We start from the raw sequence: 13,426 nt of genomic DNA, 5'->3' as shown, positions 1-13,426 counted from the left end.
CGTTACTCATATTTTTTCCTTTAAATTTGTAAGCATGAAACAGCATGTTGGTGAGTGCCTACTAATATCGGTTTTTCTTGGGCGCAAAGAGCAACAGCTTTAGGGCAACGAGTACGGAATACACATCCCGATGGTGGATTCATTGGTGATGGTAAATCCCCCTCTAACAATTCAATCTGTTTATTACGTTCTAATTCGGGATCAGGAACTGGCACCGCAGACATTAATGCTTTGGTATAAGGATGCTGAGGATTAGCAAATAATGTTTTACTATCTCCCATTTCAACAGCATTACCTAGATACATAACTAAAACACGATCAGAAATATGCTTAACAACTGATAAATCATGAGCAATAAAGATTAAGCTTAATCCCATCTCTTTTTGTAATGATTTAAGCAGATTCACTACCTGTGCTTGAATTGATACATCAAGTGCTGAAACAGGCTCATCACAAATAATCATTTTTGGTTTTAAAATGAGTGCTCGTGCAATACCAATTCGCTGACATTGCCCACCAGAAAATTCATGTGGGTAACGGTTGATAACATTTGGTAATAACCCTACCTTAGTCATCATTGCTTGCACTTGTTGCTTTACTTCATCGGCACTTAATTGGCTATAAAATGCTTTTAACGGCTCAGCAATAATTTCACCAACCGTCATACGAGGATTAAGTGATGCTAATGGGTCTTGAAAAATCATTTGAATCTGTTTTCGTTTTTCCCGTAAAGCACTGTGATTTAACTTTGTGAGATCTTGTCCTAACCACACCACTTGGCCATCCGTCGCTTCGACCAAACCAATAATAGCGCGAGCAAATGTTGATTTACCACAACCTGATTCGCCAACAACACCTAACGTTTCACCTTCATAAACACTGACATTAATGCCATCAACGGCTTTTAATTTTGTTGGTTGACTCCAAGGCCATGCCGATTTAGACGCAATACTAAAATGAACTTTTAGATTAGTAATATTCAATAATACTTTCTTTTCCGTCGTCATTACTATGCTCCCATATCAGCAAAACAAGCACGTAATCTATCTTGTGCAAATGGCATTAATATTGGTGATTCTTGCTTACAACGCGACAATACGCGATGACAACGCTCTTGATATGGACACCCAACAGGCAGAGATAATAGGTTGGGTGGATTTCCTGGAATCGTTGGTAAATCGTCACCTTCGGTATCCAAGCGAGGAATGGCGCGTAACAACCCTTCGGTATATGGATGGCTCGGACGATAAAAAATATCATTAATATCACCATATTCCATGGTCCTTCCAGCGTACATCACTAATACTTTGTCACAGCTGCCCGCAACCACACCAAGATCATGGGTGATCATAATGATCGAGGTATTAAAGTCGGACTTAAGATCATTTAATAATGTCATAATCTGAGCTTGAACGGTTACATCAAGTGCTGTTGTCGGTTCATCAGCAATCAACAACTTAGGACGACATAATAACGCCATTGCAATCATAACCCGTTGACGCATACCACCAGAAAACTCATGAGGATACATAGTGATACGTTGACGTGCTTCTGGAATTTTAACTGCATCCAACATTCTTACGGATTCTTCAAACGCTTGAGATCTACTCATGCCTTTATGCAGCATTAGTACTTCCATTAACTGCTCGCTAACCTTCATATAAGGGTTGAGTGACGTCATTGGATCTTGGAAAATCATCGCTATTTGTTCTGCACGAATACGGTTTAATTCTTTTTCGGATAAATTTAAAATCTCACGACCTTCAAATTTAGCACTACCACTAATAATGCCGTTTTTAGCCAATAACCCCATGATTGCAAATACAGTTTGGCTTTTGCCTGAACCGGACTCACCTACAATACCTAAAGTTTGCCCCTGCTCTAACGAAAAATTGAGATCATTAACAGCAGTAACATTGCCATCAGGCGTGGTAAATTCAACTCGTAAGTCTTTAATTTCTAACAAACTCATACTACTTCCTTGTTATCAACAATAAGCGCCGTACATTCACTTTGGTTATTATTTATTATCAAGTAAATGATATTGGCGATACCTATTTTTATCTATCTTTAGGATCTAACGCGTCACGTAAACCATCACCAACATAGTTAAAACAGAACAAGGTGATTACCATAAATCCCGCGGGGAATAAGAGCTGCCAAATAGCGACTTCCATTGTTTGTGAGCCTTCATTTAATAATGCTCCCCAACTCGTCATCGGTTCTTGCACCCCTAATCCGAGGAAACTTAGGAATGATTCAGTTAAGATCATGGCTGGGACTAATAATGTTGAATAAACAGCCACAATACCGAGTACGTTTGGCACAATATGACGAGTAATAATCCGCCAGCGACTAACACCACAAACATGCGCCGCTTCTATGAACTCTTTACCCCGCAATGACAAGGTTTGTCCACGAACAATACGTGCCATATCCAGCCAAGAAATAGCACCAATGGCGATAAAGATCAGCATGATATTACGACCAAAAAAGGTCACTAATACAATCACAAAAAACATAAACGGAATGGAGTACAATATTTCCAATATACGCATCATGACTCGATCGGTTTTTCCACCAATAAACCCTGATGCGGCACCATAAAGCGTACCAATAATCACTGCAACTAAAGCACCTAATAATCCCACCATCAGTGAAATACGGCCACCAATTAAGGTACGTGTATAAAGATCGCGTCCCAGACTGTCAGTTCCAAAAAAGTGTCCTTCAGCACCTAATGATGGCGCGGCATGCAACGCATACCAATCAGTATCATCAAATGCATACTGGCTCATCATTGGGCCAAATATTACCGCCAGTGTAATTAATCCTAAAATCACTAGCGAGACCATTGCCGCTTTATTACGAAAGAAACGTGAACGGGCATCTTGCCATAAACTACGGCCTTCTATTTCAAGGTTTTCGGAGAATTTCTCAAGAGCCTCGACATTATCTTTTTTTGTTAAAATCATAATTATCAGCCTCTTAATAACGAATTTTAGGATCAATCATCGCTAATACAATATCGACAATAGCATTGAAGATAATCGTTAACGAACCAATCAAAATCGTAACACCAAGCACTAATGAGTAATCACGATTAAAGGCAGCATTAACAAACAACTTACCAATACCTGGCAGACCAAAAATTGTTTCAATCACAACAGAACCTGTAATAATGCCGACAAAAGCAGGTCCCATGTATGACACCACAGGTAACAATGCAGGTCGCAATGCGTGTTTTAAAATAATATGGCGGTAACTTAATCCCTTCGCTCGTGCTGTACGAATAAAGTTACTGTTTAATGTCTCAATCATACTGCCACGCGTAATACGAGCAAATGTCGCAACATATAATAATGCCATTCCTAGCATTGGCAGAATAACAAACTTGAGCGATCCATCTTGCCAACCACCAGCAGGAAGCCATTGTAAATTAATCGCAAAGATATAAATCAAAACGGGTGCGAGGATAAAGGAGGGCATCACTACCCCAGCCATCGCTGTAGACATAATGGTATAATCAAGCCACGTATTCTGTTTTAACGCAGCGAGAGTACCAACGGAAACCCCCATTACGAGCGCAAAAATAAAAGCAAAACAACCTATTTTTGCTGATACAGGTAACGCTTTAGACACTAATTCGTTAACTGTAAAATCTTTATATTTAAATGATGGGCCAAAATCCCCTTGAACAATATTGCCTAAATACGTCGTATATTGCTCAAATACGGGTTTATCTAGACCATATTTTGCTTCGATATTAGCGAGAACTTCCGGCGGTAAAGGGCGATCTGAAGTAAATGGGTTACCGGGAGCGAAGCGCATTAAAAAAAATGAGATAGTGATCAATACCAACAGTGTCGGTATCGCTTCAAAAATCCTTTTAGCAATGAATTTAATCATATAAAGCTACCGTATTAGTTGTGCAAGCGAGGGCTGCCTTTATTATCAAAGGCAGCTAATTATTATGATGACAAAATTATTTAGCGATGAAATACAGATCTTTAGAGTAGATATTATCTTCTGCATTCTTCATTGGATAACCGCCTAATTGTGGGTTCACTAATCGCGCATTGACGTAGTGATAAATAGGCATAATTGGCATATCTTGCGCTAAACTTGCTTCTGCGCGCTTGTAATCAGCAGCACGTTCAGCGGCTGTTGGAGCAAGGATTGCATCATCAATCGCTTTGTCATAATCAACACTGGCATACTTAGGGTAGTTCTGTGAGTGACCAGTACGCATAATCGCTAAGAAGGTCGATGCTTCGTTATAATCACCACACCAACCTGCTCGCGAAACATCAAAGTTACCTTGACGCTTACTGTCTAAATAACTTTTCCACTCTTGATTTTCAAGTTGCGCTTCAACACCTAAGCCTTTTTTCCACATTGATGCAATCGCAACTGCAATTTTTTTGTGGTTCTCAGAGGTGTTATATAGCACCTTAAATGTCAGTGGATTATTTTGGTCATAACCTGCTGCAGCTAATAATGCTTTTGCTTTTTCTAGACGCTGTTTTTGATTTAATTTAGCGTAGTCTGGCATATCAACATCAAGGCCATTCGTCGCTAACGGCGTGAAGTTATACGCAGGTGTTTCGCCTTTACCAACAATAAATTTCGCTAACACATCACGATCAATAGCATAAGATAAAGCTTTACGTACATCACCATTATTAAATGGCTTACGTGCAGTATTAAACTCATAGTAATAAGAACATAAGTAAGGTGTTACTTTTACATCTTGCGGATACTCTTTAGTTAACCGTTTGAAATGCTCATTGGGCATTTCGTAAGTCATATCTACTTCACCGGCAAGGAAACGGTTCATTGCAGCAACTTGGTTTTCAATCGGTAAAAATGTAACTTGGTTAATTACCGTCTCTTTATTATTCCAATAATTAGTATTGCGGGTTAATACAATACGCTCGTTTACAACCCACTGATCTAACTGGTAAGCACCATTTGAAACGTAATTGCCTACTTTAGTCCATTGATCACCAAACTTTTCAACCGCCTTTTTATTAACAGGCTTCATTGAGGTATGCACCAACATCGCGGCAAAATAGGACAGTGGTTTTTCTAATGTCACTTTTAATGTATGAGCATCAACAGCTTCGACACCTAATGTTGCTGGTGATTTCTTACCTGCAATAATATCTGTCGCATTAGCCATGGTAGTCATATCAAGGTATGACGCATAAGGTGATGCTGTTTTAGGATCGGCGAGACGACGCCATGTATAGACAAAATCATCCGCAGTAACAGGATCACCATTTGACCATTTTGCATCGTCACGTAGTTCAAAAATCCACGTTTTATTATCCGTTGTCTGCCATGATTTTGCGACGCCAGCCACTAGATTGCCATCCGCATCTTGATTAACTAAGCCTTCAAGTAAATCACGAATAACATTTGATTCAGGGACACCTGATACTTTTTGAGGGTCAAGAGATTCAGGTTCAGTACCATTGGCACGAACGAGCTCTTGTGTGTTAGCTAATTTAACATCAGCGGGAACTTGTGCTGCAAAAATTGAAAAAGAAGGAAGGGCAACAGCGAGACCAGCACCAAGTAACAAAGCTTGAGTAATTTTATTCTTATACATGCATTAACTCCAATACATCAATTTATAACGTCCATGACATTTTCAGCCGGTCATATTGATTACTGACAAAATAGTTATTCTCAATCCTAGAGAACAACTATCAAACCGAAGAATTGTCTAAAACATTAACAGGAGTTATATTAATTTGCCACAAACAGACAAATAAAACACATTTCATACTGCACATTTGGTTAACAACCACCAACATTAACTAGATCAATCTCACATTTATAGTTAATTACACCTATAATCATTAAGGTTAAAGCTATTAATATTAGTAAAAATGGCTCATTTGGCCTTTTTTAAGGTTATAATTTGTACATCAATTCAGAATCAGAATAAAAAACCACTTAAACCCAGCATTACCGAGCATAAAATAAACACTAGCATTACAAACTAGATACAAAAAGAAGCATAAAAAAAGGCACTACCTGAGTAATGCCTTTCCATAATAATGACGCATAATGCTTACTTACTTTCGCTATCTAATTCAATTAGCTGCTTATCTTGGCTTACCGCCTGCTCTTTTTGTTCGAGTAATAGCTGCTCTTCACTATCATGGTTGTTATCATTTATTCCAATATCAGCCATCATTTGCTTGATTCGTTTACAAGGTATACGTTTATGCATTATTAACCTCTCCGCTGTTAAATGATGCTAGTAGACCGTTACTACTTCTTCAACTGTTTGGCCTTACACCAGCTAAATAGTGTTTTCCTTCATTTCCACCATTTAAATATGGCACATAAATAACAACTTCACCGCGTCATTTACCAAATCGTCGCTTATTAATAACAAAAAGATCTTAAAAAAGTAACAGATAGATTATTTTAATAAACAATATCATAAGCTGGTAAGGATCCTATAATTTAGCTAATAAGCTCGCTACAATTTAACCACTAAGAAATATATCCTGTTCTAACGTCAATTTCTTAGTAATACCTCTGTCATTTCATACAGTGAGAATAAGAGTAAAATTATGAGACCTACAGGCTGCATTTCACGACCAAGTCCATCCCGTTTTCGTACGAGTTATGTTCCAACGACCACCGCAAATCGAGATAAGAATAAAAATAAAAAATAATCTTTATCGTTAACACTTACCTATAAAAAAAGGAGCTACAATTAGCTCCTTTTTTATATAAATCAAAATATTACAGCTACCATCTATCAGCCGCTGAATTGTCTGTTTCTCGAGCATCAACCCAACGATTTTCTGATGGTGTTTGCTCTTTTTTCCAAAATGGCGCTTTGGTTTTCAAGTAATCCATAATGAATTCACAAGCCTCAAATGCTGCACCACGGTGAGCACTTGTAACCCCAACAAAAACAATTTGATCACCTAAATCAAGATCACCCACACGGTGAATCACACGTGTTTGTAATAATGGCCAACGACTACGTGCTTGCACAATAATTTCTTGCAGTGCTTTTTCTGTCATACCAGGATAATGCTCTAGAGATAACCCAGTAACCGCATCGCCTTGGTTAAAATCACGTACTTTACCAATAAACGTAACAACAGCACCCGCTTCATTACCTTCAGCAAGTTTCGCGTATTCTTCGGCAACAGAAAAATCATCATGTTGTACTGAAATCATATTAACCCCCTGTAACGGGAGGAAAAAAGGCAACTTCATCACCGTCTTTAATAACAGTATCTAATCGACAAATAGTTTGATTAACTGCAACTAATAATTTGCCTGACTCTAATGCTAACTGCCACTTATCACCGCGACTTAGCAAGGCTTGACGTAAATCATCTGCCGTTGCAAATTCTGCAGCAACTTCAATCTTATCAACACCAACTAACTCTTTAATTTGAGCGAAAAACAATACATTAATCATGCTTCTGCCTTAAAGTGACCCGATTTACCGCCCGTTTTTTCAAGTAAACGGACCTGACTAATAACCATGTCTTTTTGAACAGCTTTACACATATCATAAATGGTTAATGCCGCAACAGATGCCGCCGTTAATGCTTCCATTTCTACACCAGTTTTACCGGCAAGTTTACAACAAGACTCAATACGAACTTTATTTTCAGTCGGTATTGCTTGCAATTGGACTTCAACTTTCGTCAGTAATAATGGGTGACATAATGGAATTAAATCCCATGTTTTCTTTGCCGCTTGAATGCCGGCAATACGCGCTGTTGCAAATACATCACCTTTATGATGCTGGCCTGAAACTATCAATGCTAGTGTTTCAGGTGCCATGTGTACAAACGCTTCTGCACGCGCTTCTCGTACTGTTTCAGCTTTTGCCGAAACATCGACCATGTTAGCTTCGCCTGAAGCATTAATATGGGTAAACTGATTCATTCTATATTCCCAATAAAAGCAATAATGTAAACTCAATCAAGCCTATAATGCCGATTGCTTATTTATTATTTATAATCATTCTTCGTGCTATCTAGCCGCCAATTGACGCCAAATTTGGTGTCATGCCCGTTTTCCCCTCATCAAGGAAATGACTCACCGCTTTTGTGTTTAAACTGGCTTGAATACGCTCAATAAGTTGTGGTTGCTGACTATCATCAGCTAACAAATCGCGTAATTCCACACCATCTTCACCAAAGAGACATAGGTGTAATTTACCTTTAGCTGAGATACGAAGACGATTACAGCTTTCACAAAAATTCTTTTCATACGGCATGATAAGGCCAATTTCACCAATATAGTCAGGGTGATAAAAAACTTGTGCAGGGCCATCATTATTGTCTTTTACTTTTAATAACCACCCATTAGCAATAAGGTGATTACGAATACTCACACCAGAAACATGATGTTTACTAAAAAGACTGTCCATTTCACCGGTTTGCATCAACTCGATAAAACGTAATTGAATTGGGCGAGTTTTGATCCACTCTAAAAACTTTGGTAGTTCTTGAGAATTAAGATCTTTAAGTAGTACCGTATTAATTTTAACCTGTTCAAAACCAGCATCAAAAGCGGCATCAATGCCTTCCATTACCTGATGAAACATATTTTCACCGGTAATTTGGTAGAACATCTTAGGATCTAAGCTATCAACACTCACGTTAATATGGGTTAATCCCGCTTCACGCCATTCATGAACATGCTTTGCCATGCGATAGCCATTGGTGGTGGTTGCCACCTTTGTAATACCGGGTTGACTCGCAACAGTGCGAATAATGTCGGTAAAGTCACGACGTAAACTCGGCTCACCGCCAGTGATACGTACTTTAGTCGTACCACAATCAGCAAAAGCTGCTGTCACTCGATGAATTTCATCCAGCGTCAAAAAAGAAGGTTTCTTCTGATCCTTAGGCTGGTAGCCATCTGGTAAGCAATAGGTACATTTGAAGTTACATACATCTGTAACCGAGAGTCGTAAATAATAAAATTTACGATGAAAACTATCTTCTAATTGTTTAGCCACGGAACACCTTTCCAAATACGGGAGGCCAGTTCATTTCTAAACCAACCCTGGTGACATTATGTCACTGGCGTTAATCACTTATTGACTATTGATTGCTTCCCTATGGATCAATCAAACAGCACGTAGCAACTTAGTGAAAAAAGCTCGGAGTTATGGCAGTTGTGCACATCAGTCGTTGATTAACTATTAATGTCACACAACGGCATTTCTTATTTAAAAGTATCAGAGTTTTTCGAAAATTGACAAATAACTGAAAAAAACAGGCTGACATTCTACCTTTCGAGCAGAAACACGACAATACTAGTTAGGTATTTAACGCTAAAATCATGTCAATTGTGGAGGATTTATGTTCAATATAATAGAATCAGCAACACTGGATGATATTGCACTTTATCTGCAACGAGAAGAAAGCCTTGATTCAGATTCTGCTCGTGCAGCAGCACAGCAAGTATTAGGTAATTTTATTGAAATGCGCAATAAAGGTCTAATAAAAGGATGGTACTTTGATGAATTTGGCCATTTAGAGTTACTACCGACCGACAGTGTTCAATCATGGATCGATCAAACAAAATAAATCACGACTAGCACAATGGTTTTTATTTTGCTTCTCAATAAAACCAAAACCGAGTCAGCTGTGTATTGTAACAAACACGTGATGATTTTTTTATTTTTATAATCAAAACGTTAATTCACTGATGCTTGTTTTTACAACGTCGGCATCAGACTTGCTTGCCTATAAAAGAAGACATCTCACTCATGGTGTAATCATGGCAACGCTACATATACCGCTATTATTTCAAAAACGTCATATCCTACCAACAGGACGAATGCAGCTTTATTTATCGACTATTACTGATGCGCCAACACTAAAAATCATATTGTCGTCAGCAACAGGCATCGGTATTTGTATGTTTAGTGATAAAAAATCACAACAACGTTTATGCCATATAGGAACACGAGTTACCGTTGAAGACTTTACTCATGAACCAAATAATCAACTGATTAAATTAAATATTTATGGTCATGATCTATTCAAAATAGCAAAAATAGAGCAAGGTAAAAGTGATATTATATGGGGAGACTGTCAACAATTACCACGCTGGCCTCAACGAGAACTCACCGTTGAGCAACAATTATTATCAACTCGATTGCAGCTAATGTTTAATAAACATCCCGATCTGGATAAGTTACATCATCAACAGGAATTCCAGAATCTAAGCTGGTTATGTCAACGTTGGCTTGAAATTCTTCCAGTACCAACACAAGAAAAACAAACCCTACTCAATCGTCCTGATTGTCTCTATGCTTGTGATTACCTTATGAGTATGATTCAAACACATCATTAATCTTCACATACTATGATCCATGTCGAACTCAAGATAAACCAACATATGCACAAACGCATATCCTTTGTTAAAATATACGCATAATATAATAATTAGAACGAATTTTATGTCTACAAAGAGTACAGCAATAACGCGTATTGTTGCCATTGGCGGCGGTCATGGACTAGGTCGAGTCTTATCGTCACTGTCTGATTATGGCTCACAAGTCACTGGCGTCGTCACAACAACGGATAACGGAGGCTCTACTGGCCGTATTCGTGCATGCCAAGGTGGTATTGCGTGGGGTGATATGCGTAATTGTATTAATCAATTAATTACCGAGCCGTCTATTGGCTCAATGATTTTTGAATATCGATTCCGTGGTAATGGCGAACTTAATGGACATAATCTGGGTAACTTGATGCTAACAGCATTAGATAACCTTAGTATTCGTCCGTTAGATGCGATTAATTTAATTCGTGACATGCTAAAAGTTAAGCCTTTTATCATTCCAATGTCTGAGCACCCTTCTGATTTAGCCGCTATCACTTATGACGGTAAAATTATTAATGGTGAAACCAGTGTTGATGAATTAGCGGAGATTCCCAAACGCTTGTACCTTGAACCAGCAGTACCAGCAACAAAAGAAGCGGTTAATGCCATTATGGAAGCAGATATTATTCTATTAGGCCCCGGCAGCTTTCTAACCAGTATTATGCCAGTATTACTCTTACGAGATATTGAGCAGGCACTGAAAGTCAGCACCGCTAAAATTGCTTTTATTACTAATATAGATAAAGAAAAAGGCCCAGCAGGAGAGATGAGCCTTGAAACGATGCTACATTGGTGTGAGCGAGCCATGGCGGGAAGAAAAATTGACACTATCATCACTGATGTTCATCAACCACTACTCGATCCTAAATATCAACAGATGGTGCTGGATTTAGCATCAAATAATCATGAATGGCGTCATGATCGTAATAAATTAAAACATGCGGTTGATAGACTCATTGCTTCCCGCTAATTGTTTATACTCAACCGCCATTCCTGCGACCATTTGCCTAAATTGAGGTAAATGGTCAATCATCCAATCATCTTGGCCTTGTCTAACACGGTACTCACATTCTTGTGCCATTAATGCTAAGTCATCAGCACCAAAACTTGCAGCACTGCTTTTAATTGCGTGACTAATATCACCAATTTGATTTATTGATGGTTGGCTTGATAGCTTTTGACAATATTGCTCAAGCTCATCACTAAAGACATTTAGCAAGATAGCAACTGTGTCAGCACCAACTTCATCAGCCAATTTTTTTAATGTTTCTGCATTTATATTAATTGCCATTAATCAATCTCCCGACTACTCGCAGTCTCTTGCCAAGTTTGTAATTTACGATAAATTGTTGATGGGCTCACTTCCAATAATCCTGCAGCACGAGGAATATTTCCGTCACAAGCGTCAATCGCCCATTGAATAGCGCGTTTTTCTACTATCCAAAGTGGCTCAATTTTATCTTTTTGGATTTCATCAACCAACGATTCATTCACCGTAGATGTTAACGTATTTAATTGTGGATATATTGACATAGGAGATGCAATTTCCGCACCAAAAATAGCATTTATTGGTGGGGGAACCATTTCTTTTGTTACTTCTTCAGCCGTATTTAGCACAACAATATTACGAATAATATTTTGTAATTCACGGACGTTACCAGGCCAAGAATAAGATTCAAATAACTGCAATACTTCTATTGAAAAACGGCTAAAGTTTTTACCTTCTTCTAATGACATTAATCCTAATAATGCATGAGCGATTTCAATGACATCATCACCACGATCACGTAATGGTGGTAAGGTAATAGGAATTACATGTAGTCGATAATAAAGGTCCTCTCGAAAGCGGCCTTCTTGTACTTCTTGCCAAGGGTTTCTATTGGTTGCACAAACAAAACGAACATCAACATGACATGTTTTAGATGATCCAACTTTTTGATACGTTCCCGTTTGAATAAAGCGTAATAATTTGCTTTGTAAATCCAAATCCATCTCACAAAGCTCATCTAACATTAAGGTGCCATTGTGTGCCATCTCGACAGCACCTTGCCGTTCAGTTGAAGCACCAGTAAAGGCACCTTTTACATGACCAAATAATTCACTTTCAATCAGTTCTTTAGGGATTGCGGCACAGTTTAAAGCAATAAAAGGTTTATCATGGCGAGGACTTGCGGCATGAATAGCTTCAGCACAAACTTCCTTACCTGTTCCGCTCTCACCAGTTATAAATACCGTTGCTTTACTTGACGCCGCAGATTCGATGACACGATACACCGCTTGCATGGGTAAACTATTACCAATAAAGCCTTGATATTGTGCGCCATCAGATTGTTTAGAAGGGCTATCAGATGATGACTTAGCATTACCTTTAAAGACATTATTTACAGTTATCCGTAACCGATCTGCCTCACAAGGCTTAATGAGAAAGTCTTGAGCACCTTGCCGAATCGCATCAACTGCAATGTCAATTGATCCATGAGCAGTCATTATAACAACGGGAATACTGCCATGATCTTGTCGAACTAATTGCAAAACTTCCATACCAGTCATATCAGGTAAGCGAAGATCTAATAAAATTAAATCTGGAATGGTTTCTTTGATGAAGTGCAGTGCTTCTTTACCTGTACCCACAATACTTACATTGAGTCCGAGAGGATTTAAGTAAGATTTATATAAGGCAGCCACTGACGCGGTATCTTCAACCATTAATACTTGGCGTTGTCGTGTAATGCTTTCCATTGCTCCTCCAAAAACGAACTCCTTGATCTAATTGTAATCAATACAACAGAAAGTGGGCTCCTAATTTACTTTTTTTATATTATGCCAGATTCAATTGCATAATGATTCGCATTTTGCAAAAAGCATTCTTTTTATGCGTGAGACAAATGACAAATAAAGACACTTAACGCAGAGAAACGGACAAAAAAAGCCTATATGCAGCATAAAAAAAGTTGGCATGGGGTATGCAACTATAAACACGACTCTTATCTTAGGGGTCAACCTAGCCAACTGACGTTGTTATGGA

The 13,426-nt window shown here is 38.4% G+C and carries 15 protein-coding genes and 1 riboswitch; of the genes, 3 read left to right on the top strand and 12 right to left on the bottom strand.

The features are described from left to right. Positions 1 to 20: 20 nt before the first annotated feature. The 10 genes from oppF to moaA form a co-directional block, all read right to left on the bottom strand. Positions 21 to 1,007, bottom strand: a complete 987-nt coding sequence (gene oppF, locus VXS03_RS06180) for a murein tripeptide/oligopeptide ABC transporter ATP binding protein OppF (protein ID WP_327762613.1) — start codon at positions 1,005 to 1,007, stop codon at positions 21 to 23. A gap of 2 nt (positions 1,008 to 1,009) precedes the next feature. Beyond that, positions 1,010 to 1,972 (bottom strand): ABC transporter ATP-binding protein, encoded by a 963-nt coding sequence (locus tag VXS03_RS06175; protein WP_327762612.1) that lies wholly within the window; start codon positions 1,970 to 1,972, stop codon positions 1,010 to 1,012. A gap of 88 nt (positions 1,973 to 2,060) precedes the next feature. Next, positions 2,061 to 2,972: an oligopeptide ABC transporter permease OppC gene (gene oppC / locus VXS03_RS06170; RefSeq protein WP_327762797.1), complete on the bottom strand. Its 912-nt coding sequence runs from the start codon at positions 2,970 to 2,972 to the stop codon at positions 2,061 to 2,063. Between the two features lie 16 nt (positions 2,973 to 2,988). Next, the gene (oppB, locus tag VXS03_RS06165) at positions 2,989 to 3,909 is read right to left on the bottom strand and encodes an oligopeptide ABC transporter permease OppB (protein ID WP_327762611.1); all 921 of its coding nucleotides are present in this window, start codon (positions 3,907 to 3,909) and stop codon (positions 2,989 to 2,991) included. A 76-nt stretch (positions 3,910 to 3,985) separates the two neighbouring features. After that, a complete protein-coding gene (locus VXS03_RS06160; protein ID WP_327762610.1) occupies positions 3,986 to 5,617 on the bottom strand; it encodes an ABC transporter substrate-binding protein in 1,632 nt (543 codons plus the stop codon). Between the two features lie 468 nt (positions 5,618 to 6,085). Beyond that, positions 6,086 to 6,247, bottom strand: coding sequence for a hypothetical protein (locus tag VXS03_RS06155; protein WP_327762608.1), 162 nt, complete (start codon positions 6,245 to 6,247; stop codon positions 6,086 to 6,088). Between the two features lie 530 nt (positions 6,248 to 6,777). Next, positions 6,778 to 7,218 carry a molybdopterin synthase catalytic subunit MoaE gene (gene moaE, locus VXS03_RS06150; RefSeq protein WP_327762606.1) on the bottom strand — a complete coding sequence of 147 codons (441 nt, stop codon included), beginning with the start codon at positions 7,216 to 7,218 and terminating at the stop codon, positions 6,778 to 6,780. Between the two features lies 1 nt (position 7,219). Further along, positions 7,220 to 7,465 carry a molybdopterin synthase sulfur carrier subunit gene (moaD, locus tag VXS03_RS06145; protein ID WP_327762604.1) on the bottom strand — a complete coding sequence of 82 codons (246 nt, stop codon included), beginning with the start codon at positions 7,463 to 7,465 and terminating at the stop codon, positions 7,220 to 7,222. Beyond that, positions 7,462 to 7,941: a cyclic pyranopterin monophosphate synthase MoaC gene (gene moaC / locus VXS03_RS06140; RefSeq protein ID WP_327762602.1), complete on the bottom strand. Its 480-nt coding sequence runs from the start codon at positions 7,939 to 7,941 to the stop codon at positions 7,462 to 7,464. Before moaC ends, moaD begins: the two co-directional genes overlap by 4 nt. 91 nt (positions 7,942 to 8,032) lie before the next feature. Continuing rightward, positions 8,033 to 9,022: a GTP 3',8-cyclase MoaA gene (moaA, locus tag VXS03_RS06135; RefSeq protein ID WP_327762601.1), complete on the bottom strand. Its 990-nt coding sequence runs from the start codon at positions 9,020 to 9,022 to the stop codon at positions 8,033 to 8,035. After that, a riboswitch (molybdenum cofactor riboswitch) is annotated at positions 9,011 to 9,184 on the bottom strand. It overlaps the preceding gene by 12 nt. Positions 9,185 to 9,368: 184 nt before the next feature. On the opposite strand from moaA, the gene VXS03_RS06130 reads away from it, so the two are divergent. The 3 genes from VXS03_RS06130 to yvcK all read left to right on the top strand — a co-directional run bounded on the left by VXS03_RS06130 (position 9,369) and on the right by yvcK (position 11,371). Then, positions 9,369 to 9,596, top strand: coding sequence for a hypothetical protein (locus tag VXS03_RS06130; protein ID WP_327762600.1), 228 nt, complete (start codon positions 9,369 to 9,371; stop codon positions 9,594 to 9,596). 193 nt (positions 9,597 to 9,789) lie between these two features. After that, entirely contained in the window at positions 9,790 to 10,368 is a 579-nt protein-coding gene (locus VXS03_RS06125) for an LON peptidase substrate-binding domain-containing protein (RefSeq protein ID WP_327762599.1), read from the top strand. Positions 10,369 to 10,474: 106 nt separating this feature from the next. Next, positions 10,475 to 11,371, top strand: a complete 897-nt coding sequence (gene yvcK, locus VXS03_RS06120) for a uridine diphosphate-N-acetylglucosamine-binding protein YvcK (protein ID WP_327762598.1) — start codon at positions 10,475 to 10,477, stop codon at positions 11,369 to 11,371. Here yvcK and VXS03_RS06115 read toward each other — a convergent pair. Together VXS03_RS06115 and luxO are read right to left on the bottom strand one after the other, a co-directional pair. Next, the gene (locus tag VXS03_RS06115) at positions 11,333 to 11,692 is read right to left on the bottom strand and encodes an Hpt domain-containing protein (protein WP_327762597.1); all 360 of its coding nucleotides are present in this window, start codon (positions 11,690 to 11,692) and stop codon (positions 11,333 to 11,335) included. The genes yvcK and VXS03_RS06115 overlap by 39 nt on opposite strands. After that, on the bottom strand, positions 11,692 to 13,140 hold the full coding sequence (gene luxO, locus VXS03_RS06110; RefSeq protein ID WP_327762595.1) for a quorum-sensing sigma-54 dependent transcriptional regulator LuxO: 1,449 nt from the start codon (positions 13,138 to 13,140) through the stop codon (positions 11,692 to 11,694). The genes VXS03_RS06115 and luxO overlap by 1 nt, the downstream gene beginning before the upstream one ends. Between the last annotated feature and the right edge of the window lie 286 nt (positions 13,141 to 13,426).

It is taken from the genome of Photobacterium sp. S4TG1 (genome assembly GCF_036040035.1).
In the GTDB taxonomy this organism is placed as follows: Bacteria; Pseudomonadota; Gammaproteobacteria; order Enterobacterales; family Vibrionaceae; genus Photobacterium.
Note: the sequence above shows the minus strand (reverse complement) of the source record. Positions and strands in the feature narration are given on the sequence as shown.